Origin of the sequence: Pollutibacter soli (assembly GCA_029269725.1) — a bacterium.
GTDB classification, from domain to species: Bacteria; Bacteroidota; Bacteroidia; order Chitinophagales; family Chitinophagaceae; genus Pollutibacter; species Pollutibacter soli.
On record JARJHS010000002.1, the window covers coordinates 322,547 to 346,934 of the forward strand.

Below are 24,388 nucleotides of genomic sequence, written 5' to 3' on the forward strand. Positions count from 1 at the left end.
CAATCAATCGATGACAAATAAAGTTACTTAAAAGCAATTCGAATGAATTCAATAAGACGGGACGAACCCTGATGCACAATTCATAAAATAGTCAAAAGTCAGATCATCTTAAGGATATACAAAGAAATAATCATTATTAAATGTTGAATAAGCTTGTAAAAAGGTAAATTCAAGTCTTCTTTTATGAACAGCAATGCCTTATATTTTTTCGGTTACCTGGGCGTCTTCAACGGACTGATCTTAAGTATTTACTTTTTTTTCTTTACCGCCAAAAAACACTTATCTGCATATCTTTTTGGCGCCTTGTTACTGATGTTAACCATCAGGATCTGGAAATCGGTGGCATATTTTTTTGACTACAACCTGTCCAAAACATATCTGCAGATCGGGTTGACCGCCTGCTTTTTCATCGGTCCATTTCTTTATTTTTTTACAAAGGCAGAAACAGCGCAGATCCGCAAAATTCCGAGGAGCTGGATACAACAAATCCTGTTTTGCCTGATCGCTATTTTAACCGTCGGCGCTATATTTCCTTATCAAAGCTCCGCTCCGGTATGGGGGCATTACATCATACCTGCTATCTACATGCAATGGGGAATATATGTCGCTGCTTCATTGTTATTAATAATTCCGGTCCTGAAAAGGATCACAAAAAAAGAACCGGTTAAACCGCATGAGAAATGGGTGCTGGCCATTTGTGCATTGGTTTCGATTATTTATGCCTGTTATATCTGGTCATTCTTCAACCTCACGAAAGGAAGTTATATCAATGGAGCTATATGGTTTTCGCTGGCGATCTATCTCGTTGTATTTGCATTGCTTTATCGCAAAAAAACAAATGACCTGTTTTTTGAAAACACCAGGAAATATATTGATAAGAAACTTGACCAAACGGAAGCAGAAAGAATGATTGGTCGGCTGCAAAAAGCAATGATTGAAAAAGAACTTTTCAAAAACCCTAATTTGAAAGTAAATGATCTCGCTAAAGAGATCAATATTTCCGGTGCACAGTTATCTCAGTTACTCAACGACAACTGCGAAAAAAGCTTTACGGTTTTCGTGAACGAGTACCGTATTAACGAAGCATGCAGGATCTTGTCTGAAAATTCAAACCTCACCATTGAAGCAATTGGTGAAGAAGTCGGATTCAATTCGAAGTCCACATTTTTCGCCACGTTTAAAAAAATCCGCGGCCTTACACCCAGCGCCTTTCAGCAGTCAATGAGTACAGATTTATAAATCCGTACTACGAATTAACGTATCTAAGACCTTCATTTTTAAACTATTATGGATTTTTGACAGCAATCGGGAAACCTCCTGATCTGGTCATTCCAAATATTTTAAAATGAAAAAAATAACCATCATTGTTGTCCTGCTTGCAAGCTTTATCTCTGCGTTTTCTCAGAATACGAACAGCGAAAGACAATTAATTGAAGAGGTCATCCAGCTTTATTTTGATGGCTGGGCGACTGGCGATACGACCAAAGTAGGCAAGGCAATGCATCACTCTTGTCGTTTGAAAAACTACCGGGATGGCAAATTCGTTGAGTACTCTAGGAGTCAATACCTGGCTCTTTTCAAACCACATCCGAGTCCGAAAAACCTCACTACACGCATAGTTTCGCTCGATATCACCAACAACATGGGCAGCGCGAAAGTAGAGTTGAATATGGAACGAATTCTTTTTACAGACTATTTCAACCTGATGAAAACGGCTGAGGGTTGGATGATTGCCGATAAAATATCTACAGCAACGCCACACAGGGTCATTGATATAAATACAATAAAGCCTGCAAAGGAAATCATCATGCAGGGGTTGAACAGGCCCTGGAGCATTGCATTTTTATCTGATGATTCTGCCCTGGTGTCGGAAAAAGATGGTGACCTGGTTAGGATTAATCTCTTCAATAAAGAAAAAACAAAGATTAAAAATTTCCCCTCTGATATGGCGGGCGAACAGACGGGTTTTGGCGACAATACAGGAAAGTTTGATGTGGTAATCGATCCTGATTTTAAAAGGAACAAATTTGTATACGTAGCCTATGCTGCAAAAAAAGATACATTAAGAACCACGAAAATTATACGCGCGATCCTGCAAAATGATTCTTTACTGCATGTAAAAACACTGTTCATTGCGGAGCCATACACCCGAGAACATTTTCATTTCGGAGGCGGGATGGTTTTCGGAAAAGATGGTAAACTTTATTTCACTATCGGCGAACGTTTGTTTACAGAAAAAGATCAGCCTGAAATTCCAATTGCACAAAACCTGGAAGATAAAAGAGGAAAAATTTACAGGATCAATCCCGATGGTACGATACCAAATGATAATCCGGATTTTGGCTCAAGAGCCCCAAAGGGATTATACGCAGTTGGTATAAGAGCTGCACAAGGTCTTGCGCTGGATACCAGTAACGGAAAAATATGGTTCACGGAACATGGTACTCACCAGGGGGACGAGATCAATATCCTGAAACCAAAAGCGAATTATGGCTGGCCGATGAAAACCACGGGAAAATATCGTTATGCAGAGTTTGCGCCGAACCTAATTCCTGGAAATGTTTACACTGATCCTGTATGGTCCTGGCTGCAAACAGTTGCTCCCTCTGGTTTGCATTTTTATTCGGGGACTGAATTTGGTGCATGGAACAACAATCTGATCGTTGGAGGATTATCCAGAGGAAGTTTATGGCGAATGGTGATAGAAGGGGAAAGAATTAAAAGAGCTGAAGAGCTTTTTACTGATGATCGCGTGCGCATTAGAAAGATTGCACAAAGTCCTGCAGGTAAGTTGTATATCTTGACAGATGAAGTGGATGGGAAACTGATACGGGTAAGGAATGATGCGTTCTGAAAAGTCACACAGGAGGGAATTCTCTGATTTCGTACTCCCTCTTTCACATCAAGGGAGGTAAATTTTCGTTCCTGCCTTTCAGTCGGAAATAAATAAAAGATGGTCTGTTGCAGTAATCCCACAGTGGCTCATTATTTCGCAAACTTCACAACAAATTCCCTCACCTGGTAAGCACTCCGCGCTGGTTTCTTTTCGCCTGGCACTATTAGTCTGAAAGGTCCCTTGTCAACGGGCAAAGGATTACCTCCTGTAGTATCTGCAAGAATAATCACTCTATCGGTAAAACTACTATCGATTTCTGCAAGCGAAAATAAAACTTCATAATTGTCCGCGCATTTTACGATCAGATATTTCGCCAGGTTTTCACCCCGTAATGCCGATCCTGTACTTACACCCGCAAGTCCAAGCAAATCCTGTAGCGAAACACCCCTGTAGTTTACATTTTTTCCACCACGATCTGTGAGTACCGCAGTCACATGTTTCATTTTAGAAACTTGCTCTGCAGTTAAAACAATTTGTTTTTCAACCTGCCCGCTGATCTTCAGTGTTCCTTTTGCTGGCGTCTGACTCTGTAAATGGAAATTTGAAAAACCGATGATCAAAAAAATCCCTGCAATGTATTTAAAAGTCATAGACTTTATTTTGAAAATGGATTTGAAAAATTTTTATTACTAATGAATGAGGAGTCCGTAAGCATATGAAGAAATGCAAGAATATCTTTCTTTTCATTATTCGTGAGTCCGAGTTGCTTGCCATTTAGTTCATTTGATCTGTTCCGTAGAAAAGGACTTGTCAGGATATTATTGCTCACGTGTTCATTGTAATGATCTACTACTTCTTCCAGTGTGTTGAATCTTCCATCATGCATATATGGTGCAGTCAGTGCAATGTTCCGCAATGTAGCCACCCTGAACCGACCACGATCGAAATCATTTCCTGTGAACAGCTCACGACCACGATCAGATGGTATACTATCGAGGCCATTATTCTGAAAAAGTTCAGTATATGTTTTTGGTCCGCCGTGACAGTGAGCGCAATCTGCTCCTCTCATGCCTTTTATCGGGTCGGGTGCGGCATAAAATAATGCAATACCATTGAGTTCAGATACTGTAGGCTTATACTCTCCGCGAAGGTATTTGTCATAACGTGATTCTGCTGATACGAGTGTTCGTTGAAACTGTGCCAGTGCTTTTACGATCATCGCTTCCTTGATCGTATCCGAGTTAAATGCTTTTTTGAAGAGGGAAGGGTATGCTTGTTTCTTGCGGAGCTTCTTAGCAGAAATCTGCAGCGACTGACCCATTTCATGCGGGTCCGTCAAAGGTGTTTTTGCCTGCTCTTCAAGACCAGCAGCTCTCCCGTCCCAGAAAAAATTTCGTACCCAAAGAAGATTGGCCAACGACATTGTATTTCTTTTCTGCATTGTACCATCTACACCTGTACTGAATTTTTTCCCATCGGTAAAAGACAGTTGCTGTTGATGACAGGTGGCGCAGGAGATGGTATTGGATTTTGATAGTGACGTTTCATAAAAAAGCATTCTTCCCAATTTCACGCCTGCCTCTGTTGTTGGATTGTCTGCAGGAATAAAAATTCGGTCGCCGAAATAAGAAGGGTATTTTATTTCGTAACCAGGTGCAGGTAAATAACTCAGCAGGCTCATCAAAATGACAAGCAGAATGATTACCCCTATTGCAACTGATGAGCGCGCCATGGATATATCGCTACAATTCAAAAAATAGCTTTATTGTATAACTATTTATAAGCCAGAGTTTATGGAAATAAAGATCGTTATATTTTCAGATATATAACGATAGCTCAGAAACAGGAATGATCCAGAGAAGGATGATCAGGGCTTTTTTATCTGATCGGTTTCTTTTTTAAGGAAATCAGCAAACCGTTTTCGCATAGAAGTATGATAAGCGATCATTTGTTTTGCTTCAGGAGTAATTTCTGACCCGCCGCCTTCTTCTCCACCAACATGAAGGATTACAAAAGGTTTGGCACTCTTCGTGTTTAAAGAATTTACAATTTTTAAGGCTTTTTTATAAGACATATTCATCTCTTTGGCAGCTTTATTCAGTGAACCAGTGCTTTCGATTTTTTCAAGCAACTCCACAGGACCGGGACCGAAATATTTTTCTCCTTCAAATTCAATCCAGAGTTTGCCTTCAACTTTGTAACCTGATTTTTTTTTGAGGATTTTGCTGATAGATGCTTTTGCCATTGGTATGAACTTTATGTCTGCCTAAGTTCACCTTTTTTAAAGTAAATTCAATGGGAATACCGGGGTTTTCAGTTTACATAGTATAACCGAAAAGAAGACAACTGTCCTTCCCGCGTTTTTTGATAGATGAATTTTCCATTCAGCTTGCTGACATGAAATTGTTTCACTTCATGAACGGGTTTACTGAGTATAGTGGAATCGTCTCCTTTTTGTATGAAAAGGATATACGGCTTTTGCAATCCGGAAGTATCGTCTAATGACGGAATGGTGATCAATGGAGCATCAAGATCAAATTCCAGCGTATAGCTGAAACGAGGAAAGAGCTGCACTACTTTAACTCCGGGATATTGCTGATTGAGGTATTCTGCCGCTTTCGTTCCCCCCTGGTATTGCAATAGATCAGGATAGAAAATCCAGTTTAAAAAAAGATTAACAGCAACCACACCGCAAATACTCTTCGTAATCATTTTTTCCTTCCACCTTTCTTTCCATCCTGCTGAGATATAAAATGCTGCAAAAAACAAAATAACGATGACGAGTAATGCAATCCATGAACTGTGCCCGGGTTTATAAATAAGATACAATCCGGTTACCAGGATGATCATCAGTATCACGAGACCGGTTTGAATTCTATTGAATATCCTGAGCGATTTTATATGATGAAGCCGGAAGAGATAATCTGCTGTGATGATCGCAAAAAAAGGAAAAACGATATTCATATAGTGTGGAAGCTGAAAGCTGGATGCACTGAAAAGTAAAAAAGTAGCTAAGGAACCGCAGACTGTATACCATTCACCGTTTTCTTTTTTCTGAATACCATCTTTAATCTTTCTGAAAATAGCAACGTAAAACAAAATCGACCATGGGAGAAATGCCCATAATGTCGTGTGCAGAAAAAATGTTGGATCACCTTTCCCTTTAATCGGACCCGTATTGAAGAAACGACCGAACTGGCTGTCCCAGAAAAAGAATTTTAATCCCGATACATTTTGCTGACCGAAAACAGTTTTCTCCGGGTGCAGGTCAAACTGATAGTAGAGAGAATATAGTTCCGGGATGATCATGATCAGAATCAAAACGATTGCAACCAGCCAGCGCCAGTGGAATACATTTTTCCAATCTCCTTTGATCACCAGGTGCCCTCCGATAGCAGCTGCTATCGGAATTAACGCAAACATCCCTTTGGTCATCACTGCACATGCAGCAAAAAATGAAGCCAGGATAAGTTGGACAAAGATTTTGGTTTCAATGACACGATAAAAATGAAAGACAGCAGCCATGATGAGTGCAGTCAGATATGGTTCTGCACGAACATCAGTATTGGAAAGAATAATGTGTTGTGCAGTTAGTAATATCAGAACAGACCAAAGTGCGACAGTCGTGTTATACAATTTTTTCGCAAAAGCATAAGTGTACCAGGCGCCTCCCAACAGAAAAAGAATTGCCGGTAACTTATAACTCCAGTAACTAATACCGAATATTTTAAAGGAAACTGCTGTTATCCAGAATGGAAAATGAGGTTTATCAAGCCAGTCAGTGCCATTACCAAAAAGCTCCAGCCAGTTGCCACTCATCGCTATCTTTTTTGAGATGGCAGCATAAAGAGAACCATCGGGGCCGATAATGATCAGGAATAAACCTGAGAAATTCACCGCAATGGCCAGAAACAGTAAAAACCGGTAAAGACTCTTATCTGAAATTTGCATGACGTACAACGTTTAACGTTCAACGCTAAACGTTGAACCAGCCTTTTTCAAACCCGATATATATGCCATCAGCTCTTATTTCAACAGGATAGATTTTCAGATAGTATCCTTCGCCACTCACGTTTCTGCCATTAGTCATATTGAATTTATACCGGTGTAGCGGACAAACGATATTACCCTGTACATCGATATAACCATTGGAAAGATATCCACCTGCATGCGGGCATTTTGCAGGGAAAGCAAAAATTTTATCGTTGTATTTAGCGAGGCAAACCGATTTGCTGTTTACATGGATTTCACACAGGCCGCCGGAATCGGTTAAGGGTAATTCTTCCGCAGATGATGCAATGCGAAACCAATTGTACTTTTTGCCTTCCATGATCAGAACTGGAACTCCGTTTTGTATGGGTAACGGATCCTGTACAACTCCCTCACTTTTTCAAGAATGATTTTCCTGAGGTCGTCTATATTTTCACGTTCCGTTGCTGAAATAAAAACTGCATTGCCATTTGTTTCATGCTGCCATCTTTCTTTCAGTTCGCTGATCAGTGTGGCTTTTACCTCCGCATCCAGCCACTCGTCGATATTCATTTTTTCATACTGATCCATTTTGTTGAATACAGTAACGATGGGCTTATCATGGCACTTAAGATCAGCAAGTGTCGCATTCACTACATTGATCTGATCTTCATATTGCGGATGGGAAACGTCAACCACATGAAGCAACACATCGCTTTCCTTCACCTCGTCGAGCGTGCTCTTAAAACTTTCAACAAGATGGTGAGGTAATTTTCTTATGAATCCAACAGTGTCGCTCAGTAAAAAAGGAGTGTTTTCGAAAACAACTTTTCTTGTGGTGGTATCCAGTGTTGCAAACAATTTGTTTTCGGCCAGTACATCACTTTTGGTGAGCAGGTTCATGATTGTTGATTTGCCAACGTTGGTATATCCAACCAAAGCAACACGAATAAATTCACCCCGATCTTTTCGCTGGGTGAATGCCTGTTTATCAATTTCGGCCAGCCGTCGACGTAATAATGAAATTTTTTCTCTTACGATTCGACGGTCAGTTTCAATTTCTGTTTCACCCGGGCCCCTTGTACCGATTCCACCTCCCAGCCTTTCCAGGTGTTTCCACATACCTCTGAGTCGCGGCAGAATATACTGATATTGAGCCAGTTCAACCTGCGCTTTTGCCTGTGCTGTTTTTGCACGACGGGCAAAAATGTCCAGGATAAGATCGCTTCTGTCGATCGTTTTAATATCCAGCGCCTTTTCAATATTAGTGATCTGTGCTCCGGAAAGCTCGTCATCAAAAATGATTACGCGGATATCACGACCCTGGACATACTGCCTGATCTCTTCGAGCTTTCCTTTGCCGATATATGTTTTGCTGTCGGGATGTTGAAGTCTCTGAATGAATCTCCGGGAGGTCTGAGCGCCGGCAGTCTCTGCCAGAAAAGACAGCTCATCAAGATATTCTTCTACCTGCCTGTCTGTTTGATTCTTGTGGATGACACCCACAAGAACCGCTTTTTCCTGATCCTGGATTTGTTTTCTTTCAATCAATGCGTCTGTTTCAGTTTTTCAAATATAACACCTGGCAGGTCTAAAACCTCCCAGGTCTTAGACCTGCCAGGTTCATTTTCTTTCAGAACGCTGCCGGTTTTGCTTCCTCGAAGATGACTTGAGAATAAACAATATACTTTCTGTACTAGGAACCGCTTGTTCTGACTGCAAATCATATAACCAACCTGGGAGGTCTTAGACCTCCCAGGTTTAATACACCTGCCAGGTTTAAAGTCCGCTTAAAGTCAGGCCGATTGACCAGGGCTTTACGGCAGGCCCCGTACCTTCTTTGAAATAGTTTGTCAGGGTATATTGACCAAAAACAGTGACGTTGCCATATCCCACGCGCAGATGTGCCGCTACACGACTATTCTGAAAATATTTTGTTTCTTTTTCTTTATAGATATAACCTGAATTGCCCTGTGCATCACGGTCAATCTTCGCTTTTACCTTACCGTCAACCAACAATCCTACTTTAACGCCCAATGCCATCTTAAAACCTTTATTCATATTCTCAGGATTTGTTGAATAACGAAGTTCAAGGGGTATTTCCAGATAGCCTGTCTGTAACTTCAGTTTCTTGTATTGAGTAATGGTATCCTTTCTGATAGTTACTGCACTGCCGCTTTTAATATCTACAAGCGTCTTTTTGAAGAAGATATTATCGGATCCATACCCGGCACCCAGGCCAACACTAAAGCGCGGATTTAACTTGAATGGGAAATCAAAAAAGAAATAGATATTAAAAGTTCTGGAAAATCCGCCAATATTTATAGTATCCGGAACTTTCGCCCAGCCTGCATAACCAAACTGAATCATCAGGTGATCAGCAGAGCGCTGACTGAGATCGATTTTACTCCAGTCTTTTTTTGCTGGCTTAGCTGCGGGTAAGGAATCAAGCTGCTGTGCATTTGCAGTGGTGAAGAAAGCTAATAAAAGAAAAGCCAATAAGCAATGCTTCATATTTCTGGTTGAGGGGCAAATGTATTTTGCCACCGGTTAATGAAAGGTTAAGGTTAAAAAAAAGCCCACAGTGTTGACCGTGAGCAGGTAATATTCTAACCCACCTGAAGTAGAAATTGTGGACCCACCTGGGCTTGAACCAGGGACCCCCTGATTATGAGTCAGGTGCTCTAACCAACTGAGCTATAGGTCCGGAAAAAGAATTCAGAAGTACCGTTTTCTTTTTCAGGCAGCAAAAATAGCAGTTTTTTGCTTCCGTTCATTCCTTAACCCGGCATATTCTTCAAGTCGCGTCAATGCTTAATTTCGGGGCATGAATTCAACTATTCATCCGGTTAATGCGGTCATCTTCGATCTCGGCGGTGTTTTAATCAATCTCGCACCCGATCGTACCCGCCAGGCATTTATCGACCTGGGCATTCCTCATTTTGATCAGCTATTCACCGTCTTTAAAGCGACACCACTATTTGATAAACTGGAAACAGGTCACACGGAGATAGAAGAATTCATTACCAGCCTGCGAAAAGAATCCGGAACAACCCTGAGTAACACAGAAATTGTTGGCGCATGGAACGCAATGCTGCTGGATTTCAGAATTGAAAGTCTGAATTTCATTCATGAGCTGAAAAAGAAAATGCCGGTATTTCTTTTCTCTAATACCAATCGGATACATTATGAATCTTTCTCTCAGACATTTAAAAAAGAATCTGCATATCCTGACCTGGATGATTTTTTTACAAAGGCATACTATTCACACGATATCGGTTTTCGCAAGCCACATCCGGAAGGGTTTCAGTATATATTGGAGGAACAGCAACTCAATCCTGTGACGACCCTTTTTGTTGATGATAATGCGGACAACATTAAAGGAGCGACTTCGGTTGGATTACAAACACATCTTTTATTGCCAGAGGAAAGTATTGAATCGGTGTTTGATTATTTATTGAAGTGAGTTTGAATAGTTAGTTGTTTATGGGCAGTTGTCTGAACTAATACAGTGCTATTAATACGGTTGGTAAAACGTATAACGTTAAACGTTCAACGTTCAACCATCCGGACTTCCTGCTTTATTTGACCTCTTCGAAATCAAGATAGTCTCCCACTTTTGAATTGCCGGAAGAATTTTTCTGTGAAGTATTTTGTTGTGGAGTTGCCTCAGGATATCCACCACCATGTTGCTGTTGCTGCATACGTTCCTGTATGTCGCGGAATTGTCGCTTGACCTGCCTGGTGGTTTTGAAAACAGGAATTACAAAGCCGACAATAAAACGGTATCCGAGATAAACAAGGAATGCGTAAAAAATATATCGAATGATCATGGTCAAACAAATTTAACTTCTTTGGGAATTGATAGATGTTAAAGCATTTTAATAATGGACTAAAAAAGATAAGGGCGGACATTTGATGTTGAGTGGAAAAAATTCAATGCGGTTGCATTCTGCATCGAAGATGATATTTCCTTAGGTCGCTCTAGGCGAATATTTTTTTTTTAATTGAATAACTTCTACATTTGCACTGGATAAATGATCAGCAAGAAGGGAACGGAGCCGTTCCCTTCTTTGTTTCCCGGATATGAGCAACGACCAGCAAATAACAACTTTAGCGGATTGGGTGAATCAGATTTTAGCAGCGGACCCGGCTTTTTTTCTTGTGGATATCAAGATTAAACCGGTAAATAATATCCGTGTTTATGTTGATGGTGACCAGGGAATAACTATTGAAAAATGCATCAGTATCAACAGAGCGCTGTATAAAACCATCAGTGAAAGCGGTCTTTTCCCAGGTGACGATTTTTCTCTCGAGGTTTCTTCCCCTGGCCTTGATGAACCTTTAAAGATGCATCGGCAATACGTGAAAAACTCCGGAAGAACCGTAGAAGTGATCCAGAATGATGGAAAAAGAGTGGAAGGATTGCTGAAACAGGTGGAAGACAGCAGGATTTTTGTAGTGGAAGAAAAGGGCAAAAACAAAAAAAAGGAAGTGGTGGAACACATCATTCCATTTGATCAAATAAAAACAACTAAAATTCAGATCGTTTTCTAAAAACCCTGTCCGCCGCGGCGGACCAGGTCAAATGAAAGTGTTATGGCAAGTATAAACCTTATCGAATCCTTCCAGGATTTTAAAGATGCAGAAAACATCGACCGCCCCACAATGATGAAAGTGCTGGAAGATGTTTTTAAAACGCTGCTGCGGAAAAAATACGGTTCGGATGAAAATTTCGACGTAATCGTGAATACAGAAAAAGGTGACCTTGAAATCGTTCGCAGACGTACGATCGTTGACGATGGCGAAGTTCAGGACCCCTTAGCTGAGATTGCCTACAGCGACGCAATTAAAATCGAGCCTGACTATGAAGTGGGTGAGGATTTGTACGAAGAGGTTGAAATTCAGGACTTTGGAAGGAGGGCAATACTCGCCGCCAAACAAACCCTCGCCAGCCGTATCGGCGATCTGAAAAAGAACAGCCTGGTTAAGAAGTATGGTGACCGCATCGGTGAAATCATCAGCGCTGAAGTATACCAGGTATGGAAGAAAGAAGTGTTATTACTTGATGAAGATGGAAATGAATTGATTCTTCCGAAATCTGAACAAATACCTTCCGATTATTTCAAGAAAGGAGAGAATATCCGTGCAGTGGTAAAGAAAGTAGAGATGAAAAATAACAGCCCGGTAATCATTCTATCCCGTACACATCCTTCTTTCCTGGCGAAATTGCTGGAGATTGAAGTACCTGAAATTTTTGACGGTCTGATTGTGATCCGCAAAATCGTTCGTGAACCGGGCGAAAGAGCTAAGGTGGCAGTAGAAAGCTATGACGACAGGATCGACCCGGTGGGTGCCTGCGTGGGTATGAAAGGAAGCAGGATCCACGGAATAGTGAGAGAATTGAAAAATGAAAATATCGACGTAATCAACTGGACCAATAATATTCAGTTATTGATTCAACGATCGCTGACCCCAGCCAAGATCAGCCGCATGAACCTCGATAATGAGAACAAAACTGCAGAAGTATTTGTGTCTCCCGAACAGGTTTCGCTGGCTATCGGAAAGCGTGGTGTGAATATCAAACTCGCAGAAGATCTGACAGGGTACGATATTGATGTATACAGGGATAACGAAGGAGAAGAAGACGATTACGATATCGATCTTGATGAATTCAGCGATGAGATCGAACCATGGGTAATCGAGGAACTGAAGAAAATCGGTTGCGACACTGCCAGAAGCGTGTTGGTACTCACCCAGGAAGAACTGGAAAGAAGGACAGACCTGGAAAAAGAAACAATTATTGAACTTAGAAAAGTATTAGAAGCAGAATTTCAGAAAGGATAACAAGGAAAGATGGGTTACATCCCGGGAGGAATGGTATTTATTGTTATCGAAATATTTTAAACTTAAGCGACAAAGCTTTAGGAGAATAAATGTCAGAAACAAACATCAGATTAATGGCTGCGGCCAAGGAATTCAACATCGGTAAGGATACCCTTGTGGATTTCCTGGCAACCAAAGGATTCAGCAGGGACGACCTGAAGCCGACCTCTAAACTGACGGAAGATATGTACCGCTCTCTGGTACAGGAATTCGCTCAGGACAAGGCGGCTAAGGCGAAAAGTGATGCTATTGAAATTCCGAAAGGAAATATCATTGAAGCAAAGAAAAAACGTGATGAGGAAGAGATCACTTTTAAGAAAGAGATAAAGAAGAAAAGTACAGAGAAGGAAGTTACTGCTCCTGTTGAAGAGACAGTTGTTGTAAAAGAAGAAGTTCCGGAAGAAGTTGCTGCGGTTGCTCCTGCGGAAGTAGTAAGATTGGACGCACCTGAACTTGAGGGTCCGAAAGTGTTGGATAAAATTGACCTTAGTGCAATTGACTCCTCCACCCGACCTAAAAAGGCTATTACCAAGAAGCCGGTAGAAGAAAAAGAAGAGGAATTGCCTGTTGAAGAAATAGAAGAAGAAGCAGCAGCACCGGTAGTGGAGGAATTAGTGGAAGAAGAGCCGGTGGTTCAGGAAATAGCAGAGCCTGAAGTAGAAAAGATCAAGATAGAAGCACCTGAACTTGAGGGACCCAAAATCATCGGCAAGATTGAATTGCCGGTGGAAGTGGAAAACCGTTCAAGGCCGATGGATGAGAAACGCAAAAGAAAGCGTATTCCTATCGAAAAGAAAGAACAACCGCAGGCTAACAAGCCAAGAGCTGTTATTCAGAAAAACATTGGTGGACAGGGTGGTCATGGAAATCGTCCTCCGCAACATGGCGGTGCTCCTCAGCGCCAGGGCCCGCGTATCCAGGCTACTAAGGTTGTGCGTCGTGAAGTAAAAGAAATCGACTCAAAAGAAATTCAGAATAAGATCAGGGAAACACAGGCCAAACTTGCCGGGACAGGCGGCCGTGGTAAGAGCCTGAAAGCCAAATATCGTCGTGCTAAACGCGATGAAATGGCAGAGCAGATGGGCGATGGCGAAGGAGACAACAAATTGCAGCTGACAGAATTTATCAGTGTGAGCGAGCTCGCGAGCCTGATGGATGTAAGCTTTGCTGATGTTATCAGCAAATGTATGAGCCTGGGTATCATGGTTTCCATCAATCAACGCCTGGATGCCGAAGTTATAGAACTGGTAGCCAGTGAGTTTGGTTTTGAAGTGGAATTCATCGACATGGAAAAACAAATGGAGATGGAGGAAACCGAAGAGGAGGATGAAGAAGATGAACTCGAACCACGTTCGCCGATCGTAACGATCATGGGTCACGTTGACCATGGTAAAACATCACTGCTTGACTATATCCGTAATGCAAATGTGGTTGCGGGTGAAGCTGGAGGTATCACTCAGCACATCGGAGCATATAAAGTGGAAGTAAGTAATGGAAAAACCATAACGTTCCTCGATACTCCTGGTCACGAAGCGTTCACAGCGATGCGTGCCCGTGGTGCTAAGGTTACAGATATCGCAGTGATTGTGGTAGCAGCTGATGATGCAGTGATGCCTCAAACCAAAGAGGCTATCAGCCACGCACAGGCTGCCGGCGTGCCGATGATTTTTGCTGTCAACAAAATGGATAAAGAAGGTGCAAACCCTCAGAAAATCTATGAACAGCTGGCGGGGATGAATTTACTCGTTGAAGAATGGGGCGGTAAATACCAGAACCAGGAAATTTCAGCGAAATCCGGGCAGAATGTAGATAAACTTCTTGAGAAAATATTGCTCGAAGCTGAACTGCTGGAATTGAAAGCCAATCCGAACCGGGAGGCAAGTGGTACCGTGGTGGAAGCTTCACTTGATAAGGGTCGCGGTTATGTTGCGACTGTACTGGTACTGAATGGTACCTTACAACCAGGTGACCTCGTGGTAAGTGGTCAGTATTATGGCCGCGTAAAAGCGATGGTGAACGAGCGCAATAAACGAGAGGATGAAGCGCCGCCAACTACACCGGTATTGATTTTGGGATTGAACGGTGCTCCACAGGCAGGTGAGAAATTCAAGGTATATGAAGACGAAGCAGAAGCAAAAGAAATTGCCAATCGTCGTGCCCAGATCCTCCGCGAACAGGGTATCCGCACTAAGAAACATATCACACTGGATGAAATCGGCCGTCGTCTGGCCCTTGGTAACTTCAAGGAACTGAATATCATCATTAAAGGTGATGTGGATGGATCTGTTGAAGCATTAAGTGATTCCTTGCAGAAACTTTCTACTGAAGAAATCGCGGTTAATGTGGTTCACAAAGCGGTGGGTCAGATTACCGAGAGTGATGTACTGCTTGCGACTGCATCGGATGCAATCATCGTCGGATTTAACGTTCGTCCTTCCAGCCAGGCCAATAAACTTGCTGAAACTGAAGGAGTTCAGATCAAGTTGTACTCTATCATTTACAACGCTATCGAAGAGGTAAAGAGTGCGATGGAAGGGATGATGGAGCCGAAGATCCAGGAGAAGATCGTTGCCAATGTGGAAGTTCGCGAAGTATACAAGTTTGATAAAGCAACTGTCGCCGGATGCCAGGTTACCGAAGGAAAAATTTCCAGGAACAATAAGATCCGAGTTATCAGGGATGGTATCGTGGAATTTCCGAAAGGTGAAGGCCAGGCGGGTGAACTGGGCAGCTTGAAACGCTTCAAAGATGATGTGAAGGAAGTGGGCCCGGGTCTTGAATGCGGTCTTACGATCAAAAATTTCAATGACATCCGCGTAGGTGATGTGGTGGAGGCTTTTGAAGAGGAAGAAATCAAGCGTACTTTATAATTAGGATAAATTTAGGATTAGAGCTAAAGGTTTCAGTACCTGAAATCAGCAATTTTGGATATGAAAAAGTCAGTACTTCTGTTCCTTGGCCTTTTTGTCTTTATGGGTCTGAAAGCTCAGCAGGCAAGGGTAATCGCAGATAAAATCATTGGTATTGTTGGTGATAAGATCGTACTCAGGTCAGACATCATTAATTATATCGATGATATGAAGCGCCAGGAACGAGAGGTACCGCCAAATGCGGAATGCTTTCTTCTCGAACAGATGATGGCCGATAAGGCACTGATCCTGCAGGCTGAAAAAGATTCCTTACCGATTTCTGATGAAGAAGTGGAAGCAGAGCTTGATCAGCGTATTCGTTATTTTATTTCTCAGTACGGTGGTAAAGAAGCTTTTGAGCAGATTGCCGGTCGTACTGTTTACCAGGTAAAAGAAGATTTTCGCAAATCAATTCGAGAAGGAAGACTTGCCCAGGCAATGCGAAATAGCATTGTATCGAATGTTAAGATTACTCCTACGGAAGTAAAAAATTACTACGAGAAGATTCCGAAAGATTCCTTGCCTTTTTATGAATCAGAACTTGTTGTGGGTCAGATTGTACTATTTCCAAAAGCAGGCCGGGAGCTGGAGAAATTTACACTGGATGAATTAGCTGATATTAAAGCTCAGATTGAATCCGGTAAATCATCTTTTGAAAACATGGTACGTTTGTATTCTGAAGATCCTTCCAAGGTTCAGAATAACGGTCGCATGGAAATGAATAAATCCGATAAACATTGGGATCCTGATTTCAAGAATGCTGCGTTCCGTCTTAAAGAAGGTCAGATTTCACCAGTGGTAAAATCAAAATTCGGGTATCATATCATCAAAATGATCAGTCGTAACGGTGATGATATCGTTGTAGCTCATATACTGAAAACACCTCAGATACTTGATGAAGATATGGCAGCTGCTGTAGCGAAGTTGGATAGTGTCCGTTCCAACCTGATTGCTGGCACTACCACTTTCGGTGAAGCAGTAACAAAGTACAGCGACGAAGAGTACAGTAAAATGACTGCAGGTATCATCCAGGGAAGAGGCGGAAATTTTGTGACTATTGATGAACTGGATAAAGAGTTGGTTACTCAATTGGATAAGTTGAAAGTCGGAGAATTCTCACACCCTATTACATATAAAGACGAACGCGGCAAAACCGGCGTTCGCATCGTTTATCTCCAAAGTCGTACTGAACCACATCGGCAGAATATGAAAGACGACTACAACAAGCTCGCTCAGTTGGCACTTGCTGAAAAGAAAAACGAAGTATTGGAAAAATGGTTCCAGACCAAGATGCCTACTTATTACATTATGGTAGATAAGGAATTCAGTGGTTGTGAAGGTATCCGCAAACAGTTCCCTTCGCTGGCTTCGAATTAAGGTGGTAGACTTTTTGGTGACAAAGGAAAAGTTAATCTGTAAAATCTCCCTCTTCAGCCCTGATTTATACCTCTGCAGTTCAGGCATTTCCTGTTAACTTTGCACTTCTCATTTCAAATCCATGAGTGATGCAATCCAACATGAATGCGGTTTAGCATTCATCAGACTACTAAAGCCGTTTTCCTATTACTTGCAGAAAAGAGGTACTGCGCTCTGGGGGCTGAACAAGCTCTACCTCCTGATGGAAAAGCAACACAACCGTGGACAGGACGGCGCAGGAATTGCGGCAGTCAAACTGAATACCGAACCTGGCTATCCCTTTTTACATCGTCTACGCAGTAATGCAAACCAATCTATTGCGGATATTTTTTCCACCGTTGGAAAGGAGATCCAGGAATTGGAAAAATACCAGCCGGATATTAAAAAACACCCCGGTCTGATGAAAGGAAATCTGCCTTTCATGGGCGAGCTTCTTTTGGGTCATTTGCGCTATGGTACGCAGGGGAAAAACAATGTTGAATTCTGCCATCCTTTTATAAAACGTGATACTATCCCGGCAAGAAATCTGGCACTTGCGGGAAATTTCAACCTGGTAAATAAAGACGAACTGTTTGCTTTAGCGAATATCGAGCCAGGCGAATTTCAGAAACAAAGTGACCTCGCTGCAATGATGGAAGTCGTTCATCATTTCCAGGTGAAAGGTGATGAAGAGAATCCGGGTAATCTTTGTTTATCCGCTGTGCTGAAAAAATCTTTCAAACTTTTTGATGGAGGTTATCATGTTGGTGGAATTCTTGGGAACGGAGATTCATTCCTTATCCGCGATCCGCATGGCATTCGTCCTTCTTATTATTATATCGATGATGAAGTAATCGTTGGTGCTTCAGAAAGATCGGCTATACGTACCTGTTTTAATGTCGGCGAGAACGAAGTAATGGAGCTGATGCCAGGCAATGCATTGATCATTAAAGCAGATGGTTCTTATAAAGTTGAACAGATCCTCGATCCTCAGCCGCGGCGCGCATGTAGCTTTGAAAGAATTTATTTCTCCAGAGGTTCTGATGAAAAGATTTATCGTGAAAGGATTGCGCTCGGCCATCATCTTAGCGGTGCGGTTTTGAAATCCATCAACAATGATCTGAAGCATACCATATTTTCTTTTATCCCTAATACTGCTGAGGTAGCTTTTTATGGCCTGCTAAAAGGTATGGAAGATTACCTGAACAAGATCAAGATTCAGAAGATCATGGCATGGGATAAAAATTTTGACGAAGAGAAGCTTGCGGAGATGGTCAACCGAAGAATCCGCGTGGAGAAGATAGCCATCAAAGATGTAAAAATGCGCACATTCATTACAGAAGATTCAAGTCGTAATGAAATGGTACAGCATGTATACGATATCACGTATGGAACGGTGGAGAAAAATGTTGACACAATCGTTGTGATTGATGATTCCATTGTGCGAGGTACGACACTTAAGGAAAGTATCGTTCGGATGCTGGCGAGGCTTCAACCTAAAAAAATCACCATCGTTTCTTCTGCACCTCAGATCAGATACCCCGATTGTTATGGAATCGATATGAGCAAGATGTATGATTTCATCGCCTTCAGGGCCGCGATTACATTGCTCAGAGAAAGCGGAAGAGAAAGCCTGCTCGATGAGCTTTATGCACGATGCAAAGAGTTGCAGCGCAACAATAACCTTCATTCTGAAAACCTGGTCAAGCATATTTACAAGACCTTCACACCGGAAGAAATTTCCAAAAAAATTGCAGAACTCATTACACCTCCCGATCTGAAAATTCCTGTTGAAGTGATATACCAGACGATTGAAGACCTGCACGATTCCTGTCCGACAAATACTGGCGACTGGTATTTTACCGGAAACTACCCGACGCCAGGCGGAAACCGCGTGGTGAACAAGGCTTTCATGAATTTCATGGAAGGCAAGGACGTGAGAGGTTATTAAGAAGCCAAAGCTGAGCCATGAGTGGCGAATGGTAGTCCTTGAAAGATGGAAGAGTGAAGGCTGAAGTAAAAAAGTCTACCCTAACTCTGAATATTGAATCGATCAGCTTTTTCAATGGCCCGGTACTCCTAAACTATTTTCTCATCACATCTACTGTCCGCCGTCTACTCCTTACCTTCTTTTTTATATCTATTGCCTCCCTACTATTGCGTATTGCCTGGCTGTTGGTTTTTGGCTCAATATTTGCTTATGAATCAGCAGGTTGGACCCGTTTTTATAAATCCTCGTTCCTAATTGACCCGTTTGGTTATTGAATTACAATCGATACCCTGAAAAAACATCGAGACGAAACTTATTAATATTGGTAGGGAAGAACAATTCTTTGTTCTTCTTTTTTATTTTAGGGAACTCAATCCTTGGGAATGAAATCTATACTTCTCATACGTCATGCAAAAAGCAGCTGGGAAAATTTTAGCGTCCCTGATTTTGACCGGCCGTTGAACGACCGGGGGAAAAGGGATGCCCCTATGATTGCAGGCAGGTTGCTGGACAGAAAAGTCAGTATAGACGGTTTTGTTTCCAGTCCCGCAAAACGAGCTAAGAAAACAGCCCAGGCATTTGCGGAAAAATATGGTGTAGATACAGCGAAGATCATCTATGTTGAAAACCTGTATGAAGCAGGACCAGAACAGTTTTTTGAAACGATTGAAAATCTTGACGACAAACTGGAAAACGTCGCCATCTTTTCTCACAACCCTGGAATCACCAGTTTTGCCAACTTAATGGAGGTTGCAAAAATCGACGAAATGCCTACCTGCAGCGTATTTGCCGTACGCGTTCAGAGTAAGACGTGGAAGGAATTTCGTAACGCCTCAAAAGAGTTCTGGTTTTTTGAATACCCGAAAAAAACCGACGCATAAAAAAACCGGCGGAGTTTTAGTCGGCCGGTATTCTGGTACTGTTTACTCCCTCTTATTTCAATCCATACTTATACTTGTATCTCTCATTTAATTGTTTGTGTTTATCATCCAGGCTGACCTGACGGCCACGGATAAGTGCAGTTGTGATGATGCTGGTTCGCATGTCAAGAATGTCTCCTTCGCTGATGACAATATTTGCATCCTTTCCTGCTTCAATGGATCCGGTTAAATCACCAACACCAAGAATTTTTGCTGCATTCAATGTGATGGCGGCCAAAGCTTCTTCTTTGCTAAGGCCGTAGGCAGCAGCAGTTCCTGCATTGAAAGGAAGATTGCGGCCGCGGGTTTGACCATCTGCATCATTTATTGCAAATAATACTCCGGCCTTCTGCAGTTGTGCAGGAGTTTTATAAGGTTGATCAACATCATCGTCGTTGCTCGTTGGAAGACTATGCATCTGATTGAGAACAACAGCGATATTGTATTGTTTCAACAGATCTGCAACAAGGTAACTTTCGCTTGCACCAACGAGTACAACATCAAATCCGAATTCTTTTGCAAAATCAACTGCTACCAGGATTTCCTTGACGATGTCACAGTGAATAAACAATTTCTGTTTTTTTGAAAACAAGCCTTGTACTGCTTCCATTTTCAGATTGGTTTCCTTTGATTGCGGCTGCAATCCATACGATTTTGCTTCCCGGAAAAAAGATTTCAGCTCATCAATTTTTTCAAGATTTCTTTTTACCGGATCGCCCTGTGGTTGATTACCCTGGAAAAAACTTCTTGCACCCGGAATATAAATCAGCCGGGGCATCTCCATGTGGATGGCATTATCCATTGCATAAGCCGCATCTTCCCAGTTCCACGCATCGAGTTGTACAATACTTGAAGATCCGCTGATGGAGCCGCCACCAGGTACAATATTGGCCAGGAGAATACCATTTGATTTCAATGTATTGATGACTTTTGAATCCGAATTATAAGCGACTATAGAACGGATGGATGTATTGATATCACCAATTTCGTTTGCATCCTGTGTTGCTCTAACACTATTGATTTCTACGAGTCCGAGATTTGAATTTGAGAGTATCAAACCGGGATAAACATGCTTACCCGCAGCATCAATCACTCTGGCATTTGCAGGTACTGGAACACCGGCGCCAACTTTTACAATTTTGCCCTGGTTGATTTCAATTGATCCACCTTCGATAACTTGTCCATTGCCTACATGGATGACCGCATTTTTAATGAATAACTGCCCGTTATTATCCGGCGTGGGGTACACATCATCCTGTGCTATTAATGCCTGTCTGAAAAAAGCTATGATTATGAATATGATTGTTAATTTTTTCATGTTATTATTTTTCGCTTTGTACAAAATGACAATGACTTATTCACCTTCTACCTGGTCGATGGCCAATAATCCGTGATTGTGATCGTGTTCGCTGCAGGCATTCTTAATTACAAAAGAAGGTCGGGCAGGAACTGTTGCACCGCCACCTTTTTTCTCTCCGATCATTTTCTGAATAAGTCGATTTCTTTCTTCGGAAACCTGTTTCCTTAATTCGAGATCTTTCGTACGATCGAAATAAACAATACCGTCAACAATAGTTTTGTCGGACATAGCATAAATGCTGAGTGGATGTGCGGTCCAAAGTACGAGGTCCGCGTCTTTACCCACTTTTATACTACCTACTTTATCATCAACATGAAGCATTTTAGCTGGGTTGAGCGTTACCATTTTCAAAGCTTCATCTTCACTCATCCCTCCATACTTCACACTTTTCGCAGCTTCCTGGTTAAGGCGTCTCGCCATTTCCGCATCATCAGAATTGATGGCAACGTTCAGGCCTACACGCTGCATTATTGTAGCGTTGTATGGAATAGCGTCCTGCACCTCCATTTTGTAAGCCCACCAATCGGAAAAAGTAGAAGCGTTAGACCCCTGTGCTTTCATTTTATCCGCAACCTTATAACCTTCGAGAATATGTGTGAATGTATTGAAAGTGAAACCAAGCTTATCAGCAACCCTAAGTGCGGCAGTGATTTCACTTTGAACATAGGAGTGACAGGTAATAAATCTTTTCTTATTCAGAATTTCCACCAGTGCTTCGAGCTCCAGGTCACGACGAACTGTTTTATATGCATCATCTGTGGCACCTTTTTTAGCTTTCAGCGCTGAGCTTTCGCGTTGAAGTGCAGCCTGGTAATCTTTTGCGCGTGTGAATGCATCTGTAAGAACTTCTTCAACACCCATTCGGGTATCGGGAAATCTCGGATTTCCCTGTGTTGCTGAAGAACGTTTTACGTTTTCACCCAGGGCAAATTTTATAAATCCTGGAGCGCCCTGGAATTTCAACTGATCGTCATTGGCACCCCAACGGAGTTTGATCAATTGTGTTTGCCCACCAATAGTATTTGCGCTTCCGTGAAGGATATGTGACGACGTTACGCCACCGCTCAATTGCCTGTAAATATCGATATCGTCAGGATCAAGATTATCAGCAATTCTTACTTCAGATGTAACAGATTGTCCACCTTCATTGATAGATGCTGCTGCAATATGTGAGTGTTCATCTATAACCCCCGCTGTAAGATGTTTGCCGGTACCATCAATTACACGAGCCCCGCTTTCACTCAGATTTTTGCCGATCTGTACAATCTTTCCTGCTTTCACAAGTACGTCAGTATTTTCCAGTTTCCCCGCTGATTCATTTGTCCAGACCGTTGCATTTTTAATCAATATCGTTTCCTGCACAGGAGCTGTGTCCCATCCATAAGCCTGGAAGGGAAACATTAACTTTCCGGTTTTTGGCAAAGGTTTTTTCTTTATGCTGTCTGCGCTGTCCCTCGTGAGTTTATCCAGGGTGGCGGTCCACGTAAATGAAGAGCCGGATGTATCAGTACCAGTTCCATTCCATGCGTCACCATTATTTACACCACTCAGGAAAAATGATGATTTCGCTTTTTTATCTGGTCCGAAACTCAGCTTAATGATTTTACCATCAAAACTGAACTTTGTATTAACAGTATCTTTTGCTATAACCGAAGCGGACTGTGCAGATTTTACGTCGAGTACATAGTTTGTGGCAGCACCGGCTTTCTTTAAAGTCAGGTTGTACCTGCCGCGGAAATTGTTCCAGCCATCTTCTTTTACTGCATATTTTTTTCCTTGCACCCAGTTTTGCAGTATAACAGTTTTCTCATTGAAGATCGGTCCACTGGTGATTAAAAAATTTGCCAGCTTACCCTGCTCAATAGTTCCCACGAGGGTATTGATACCAAGTATCGTTGCTGGATTTTTTGTGAGTGCAGCAAGTGCGGCCTCTTCGCTGAGGCCATATTCAAGTGCTTTGCGAAGATTGGTCCAGAAAGTTTTTACATCTGAAAGATCAGCTGTTGTCAGGGTAAAATTGATTCCTGCTTTTTCGAATGCTGCCGGATTGCCCGGTGCCAGCTCCCAATGTTTCAGATCAGTGATGGAAACAAATCTTGCATCGTTCGGATCTTCAACATCCATTGCCTGCGGGAAATTCAGAGGTACAATGAAGCTTGCTTTGGTACCAGCCATTTCTGTGATTCGCTGATATTCATTTCCTCCTCCCTTAATGATGAACTGCACACCGAATTCATCCCCAACACGATCAGCACGTAGTGCGTTCCACTTATCATTGGCCTCAAAAATTTTCGGGTAGGCCAGGTTGTTATTCCAGCCATCGAGAGTTAAATTGATGCCTTCTTTTGCAACATTGTCCTTGTACCACGCAGCATCGATAAAACTTTGTCTCAGCAACGCGATAGATCCCATCATCGAAGAAGGATAACTCTGCGTGGAAGTTCCTTTGCTGAATGAATAATGAGAGCTTGCTTTTTCTTTCAGTATTGCCTCATGCTCATTAGTTTCATTTAAAGTCACGAGTACGCCGGTTCCGCGGGCGATGCCATCTTTCTGATGGGTCAGAACGGTTCCAAAACCCTGGTCGCGTAATTGTTTTGCTTTATTATTATCGATGGAAAAGATGGACGAGCCTTGTACATCAGATCTGATGGCCTGGTTCCATCCATAAGCGCCTTTGCGATCGGAAGTCAGTTGCGCGCGACCAAAAAATCCAACGCCCCCACCGGTACGTTGTGGAACAGGGATGCCGTAATCAGAATAAAGATCGATGAATGATGGGTAGATGTATTTACCACTGCAATCAATTATCAATGCTTCTTTCGGAATGGCTACGTTGTTACCCACTGCAATGATTTTACCATTCCTGATCAGGAGTGTTGCATCCTTCAATTGTGTTTGTGCCGCACCTTGTATCGTCGCATGTGTAAATGCATATACCGGATCGCGCGGATCCGCCACCCCGTTCACAGGGAACGTAGGCTGGGCAAAGGGCGTCAGGCTGATGCAGAGCACCAACGCTACTAATAAGAGTTTTCTCATGATTATGTTTATTTCGGTAAGAAAAAAATTCAATTTAATTGAAAATCAGATACGAAACTGATCTGCACATTTGCTAACCAA

The 24,388-nt window shown here is 42.2% G+C and carries 19 protein-coding genes and 1 tRNA gene; 9 read left to right on the top strand and 11 right to left on the bottom strand.

The annotated features are described in order from the left end of the window. The first annotated feature begins 183 nt into the window (after nucleotides 1-183). Both P2W82_RS05915 and P2W82_RS05920 read left to right on the top strand, forming a co-directional pair. Nucleotides 184-1,239, top strand: a complete 1,056-nt coding sequence (locus tag P2W82_RS05915) for a helix-turn-helix domain-containing protein (protein WP_336514927.1) — start codon at nucleotides 184-186, stop codon at nucleotides 1,237-1,239. A gap of 106 nt (nucleotides 1,240-1,345) precedes the next feature. Beyond that, nucleotides 1,346-2,854 carry a PQQ-dependent sugar dehydrogenase gene (locus tag P2W82_RS05920; RefSeq protein WP_336514928.1) on the top strand — a complete coding sequence of 503 codons (1,509 nt, stop codon included), beginning with the start codon at nucleotides 1,346-1,348 and terminating at the stop codon, nucleotides 2,852-2,854. A gap of 131 nt (nucleotides 2,855-2,985) precedes the next feature. On the opposite strand, the gene P2W82_RS05925 is transcribed toward P2W82_RS05920, so the two are convergent. From P2W82_RS05925 to P2W82_RS05960, 8 genes are all read right to left on the bottom strand, one after another. Next, nucleotides 2,986-3,486, bottom strand: coding sequence for a molybdopterin-dependent oxidoreductase (locus P2W82_RS05925; protein ID WP_336514929.1), 501 nt, complete (start codon nucleotides 3,484-3,486; stop codon nucleotides 2,986-2,988). Between the two features lie 5 nt (nucleotides 3,487-3,491). After that, complete coding sequence (locus P2W82_RS05930; RefSeq protein ID WP_336514930.1) at nucleotides 3,492-4,568, bottom strand: cytochrome-c peroxidase; 1,077 nt, start codon at nucleotides 4,566-4,568, stop codon at nucleotides 3,492-3,494. Between the two features lie 135 nt (nucleotides 4,569-4,703). Further along, complete coding sequence (locus P2W82_RS05935) at nucleotides 4,704-5,081, bottom strand: winged helix-turn-helix domain-containing protein (RefSeq protein WP_336514931.1); 378 nt, start codon at nucleotides 5,079-5,081, stop codon at nucleotides 4,704-4,706. Nucleotides 5,082-5,149: 68 nt separating this feature from the next. Continuing rightward, nucleotides 5,150-6,787 (bottom strand): ArnT family glycosyltransferase, encoded by a 1,638-nt coding sequence (locus P2W82_RS05940; protein WP_336514932.1) that lies wholly within the window; start codon nucleotides 6,785-6,787, stop codon nucleotides 5,150-5,152. Between the two features lie 25 nt (nucleotides 6,788-6,812). Beyond that, nucleotides 6,813-7,166, bottom strand: a complete 354-nt coding sequence (locus tag P2W82_RS05945; RefSeq protein ID WP_336514933.1) for a Rieske (2Fe-2S) protein — start codon at nucleotides 7,164-7,166, stop codon at nucleotides 6,813-6,815. 2 nt (nucleotides 7,167-7,168) lie between these two features. Next, on the bottom strand, nucleotides 7,169-8,356 hold the full coding sequence (hflX, locus tag P2W82_RS05950) for a GTPase HflX (RefSeq protein WP_336514934.1): 1,188 nt from the start codon (nucleotides 8,354-8,356) through the stop codon (nucleotides 7,169-7,171). A gap of 228 nt (nucleotides 8,357-8,584) precedes the next feature. Further along, entirely contained in the window at nucleotides 8,585-9,319 is a 735-nt protein-coding gene (locus P2W82_RS05955; protein WP_336514935.1) for an outer membrane beta-barrel protein, read from the bottom strand. A gap of 119 nt (nucleotides 9,320-9,438) precedes the next feature. Continuing rightward, nucleotides 9,439-9,512 (bottom strand) — tRNA-Ile (locus P2W82_RS05960). Between the two features lie 120 nt (nucleotides 9,513-9,632). Between P2W82_RS05960 and P2W82_RS05965 the strand changes: the two genes are divergently transcribed. Next, nucleotides 9,633-10,271: an HAD family hydrolase gene (locus P2W82_RS05965; protein WP_336514936.1), complete on the top strand. Its 639-nt coding sequence runs from the start codon at nucleotides 9,633-9,635 to the stop codon at nucleotides 10,269-10,271. A 115-nt stretch (nucleotides 10,272-10,386) separates the two neighbouring features. Here P2W82_RS05965 and P2W82_RS05970 read toward each other — a convergent pair whose 3' ends face one another. Beyond that, nucleotides 10,387-10,638, bottom strand: coding sequence for a hypothetical protein (locus P2W82_RS05970; protein ID WP_336514937.1), 252 nt, complete (start codon nucleotides 10,636-10,638; stop codon nucleotides 10,387-10,389). A 292-nt stretch (nucleotides 10,639-10,930) separates the two neighbouring features. Here P2W82_RS05970 and P2W82_RS05975 point away from each other — a divergent pair, with 292 nt between their 5' ends. From P2W82_RS05975 to P2W82_RS06000, 6 genes are all read left to right on the top strand, one after another. Then, the gene (locus P2W82_RS05975; protein WP_336514938.1) at nucleotides 10,931-11,362 is read left to right on the top strand and encodes an LSm family protein; all 432 of its coding nucleotides are present in this window, start codon (nucleotides 10,931-10,933) and stop codon (nucleotides 11,360-11,362) included. A 42-nt stretch (nucleotides 11,363-11,404) separates the two neighbouring features. Beyond that, complete coding sequence (gene nusA / locus P2W82_RS05980; RefSeq protein ID WP_336514939.1) at nucleotides 11,405-12,652, top strand: transcription termination factor NusA; 1,248 nt, start codon at nucleotides 11,405-11,407, stop codon at nucleotides 12,650-12,652. A gap of 113 nt (nucleotides 12,653-12,765) precedes the next feature. Further along, nucleotides 12,766-15,561, top strand: coding sequence for a translation initiation factor IF-2 (gene infB, locus P2W82_RS05985; RefSeq protein ID WP_336514940.1), 2,796 nt, complete (start codon nucleotides 12,766-12,768; stop codon nucleotides 15,559-15,561). A 60-nt stretch (nucleotides 15,562-15,621) separates the two neighbouring features. After that, entirely contained in the window at nucleotides 15,622-16,977 is a 1,356-nt protein-coding gene (locus P2W82_RS05990; RefSeq protein ID WP_336514941.1) for a peptidylprolyl isomerase, read from the top strand. A 121-nt stretch (nucleotides 16,978-17,098) separates the two neighbouring features. After that, nucleotides 17,099-18,946 carry an amidophosphoribosyltransferase gene (locus P2W82_RS05995; protein ID WP_336514942.1) on the top strand — a complete coding sequence of 616 codons (1,848 nt, stop codon included), beginning with the start codon at nucleotides 17,099-17,101 and terminating at the stop codon, nucleotides 18,944-18,946. A gap of 422 nt (nucleotides 18,947-19,368) precedes the next feature. Further along, nucleotides 19,369-19,866: a SixA phosphatase family protein gene (locus P2W82_RS06000; RefSeq protein WP_336514943.1), complete on the top strand. Its 498-nt coding sequence runs from the start codon at nucleotides 19,369-19,371 to the stop codon at nucleotides 19,864-19,866. A 52-nt stretch (nucleotides 19,867-19,918) separates the two neighbouring features. On the opposite strand, the gene P2W82_RS06005 is transcribed toward P2W82_RS06000, so the two are convergent. Further along, complete coding sequence (locus tag P2W82_RS06005) at nucleotides 19,919-21,223, bottom strand: amidohydrolase family protein (RefSeq protein ID WP_336514944.1); 1,305 nt, start codon at nucleotides 21,221-21,223, stop codon at nucleotides 19,919-19,921. A 36-nt stretch (nucleotides 21,224-21,259) separates the two neighbouring features. After that, entirely contained in the window at nucleotides 21,260-24,307 is a 3,048-nt protein-coding gene (locus P2W82_RS06010) for an amidohydrolase family protein (protein ID WP_336514945.1), read from the bottom strand. Nucleotides 24,308-24,388: the final 81 nt, after the last annotated feature.

What these genes read in the sequence shown, in the direction of transcription:
- P2W82_RS05995 (WP_336514942.1), top strand. Translation starts at nt 17,099, where the DNA reads ATGAGTGATGCAATCCAACATGAATGCGGTTTAGCATTCATCAGACTA.
- P2W82_RS05930 (WP_336514930.1), bottom strand. Translation starts at nt 4,568, where the DNA reads ATGGCGCGCTCATCAGTTGCAATAGGGGTAATCATTCTGCTTGTCATT.
- P2W82_RS05940 (WP_336514932.1), bottom strand. Translation starts at nt 6,787, where the DNA reads ATGCAAATTTCAGATAAGAGTCTTTACCGGTTTTTACTGTTTCTGGCC.
- P2W82_RS05920 (WP_336514928.1), top strand. Translation starts at nt 1,346, where the DNA reads ATGAAAAAAATAACCATCATTGTTGTCCTGCTTGCAAGCTTTATCTCT.
- P2W82_RS05945 (WP_336514933.1), bottom strand. Translation starts at nt 7,166, where the DNA reads ATGGAAGGCAAAAAGTACAATTGGTTTCGCATTGCATCATCTGCGGAA.
- P2W82_RS05955 (WP_336514935.1), bottom strand. Translation starts at nt 9,319, where the DNA reads ATGAAGCATTGCTTATTGGCTTTTCTTTTATTAGCTTTCTTCACCACT.
- infB (WP_336514940.1), top strand. Translation starts at nt 12,766, where the DNA reads ATGGCTGCGGCCAAGGAATTCAACATCGGTAAGGATACCCTTGTGGAT.
- P2W82_RS05990 (WP_336514941.1), top strand. Translation starts at nt 15,622, where the DNA reads ATGAAAAAGTCAGTACTTCTGTTCCTTGGCCTTTTTGTCTTTATGGGT.
- P2W82_RS05935 (WP_336514931.1), bottom strand. Translation starts at nt 5,081, where the DNA reads ATGGCAAAAGCATCTATCAGCAAAATCCTCAAAAAAAAATCAGGTTAC.
- P2W82_RS05925 (WP_336514929.1), bottom strand. Translation starts at nt 3,486, where the DNA reads ATGACTTTTAAATACATTGCAGGGATTTTTTTGATCATCGGTTTTTCA.
- P2W82_RS06010 (WP_336514945.1), bottom strand. Translation starts at nt 24,307, where the DNA reads ATGAGAAAACTCTTATTAGTAGCGTTGGTGCTCTGCATCAGCCTGACG.
- P2W82_RS05970 (WP_336514937.1), bottom strand. Translation starts at nt 10,638, where the DNA reads ATGATCATTCGATATATTTTTTACGCATTCCTTGTTTATCTCGGATAC.
- P2W82_RS06005 (WP_336514944.1), bottom strand. Translation starts at nt 21,223, where the DNA reads ATGAAAAAATTAACAATCATATTCATAATCATAGCTTTTTTCAGACAG.
- P2W82_RS05965 (WP_336514936.1), top strand. Translation starts at nt 9,633, where the DNA reads ATGAATTCAACTATTCATCCGGTTAATGCGGTCATCTTCGATCTCGGC.
- P2W82_RS05915 (WP_336514927.1), top strand. Translation starts at nt 184, where the DNA reads ATGAACAGCAATGCCTTATATTTTTTCGGTTACCTGGGCGTCTTCAAC.
- P2W82_RS06000 (WP_336514943.1), top strand. Translation starts at nt 19,369, where the DNA reads ATGAAATCTATACTTCTCATACGTCATGCAAAAAGCAGCTGGGAAAAT.
- nusA (WP_336514939.1), top strand. Translation starts at nt 11,405, where the DNA reads ATGGCAAGTATAAACCTTATCGAATCCTTCCAGGATTTTAAAGATGCA.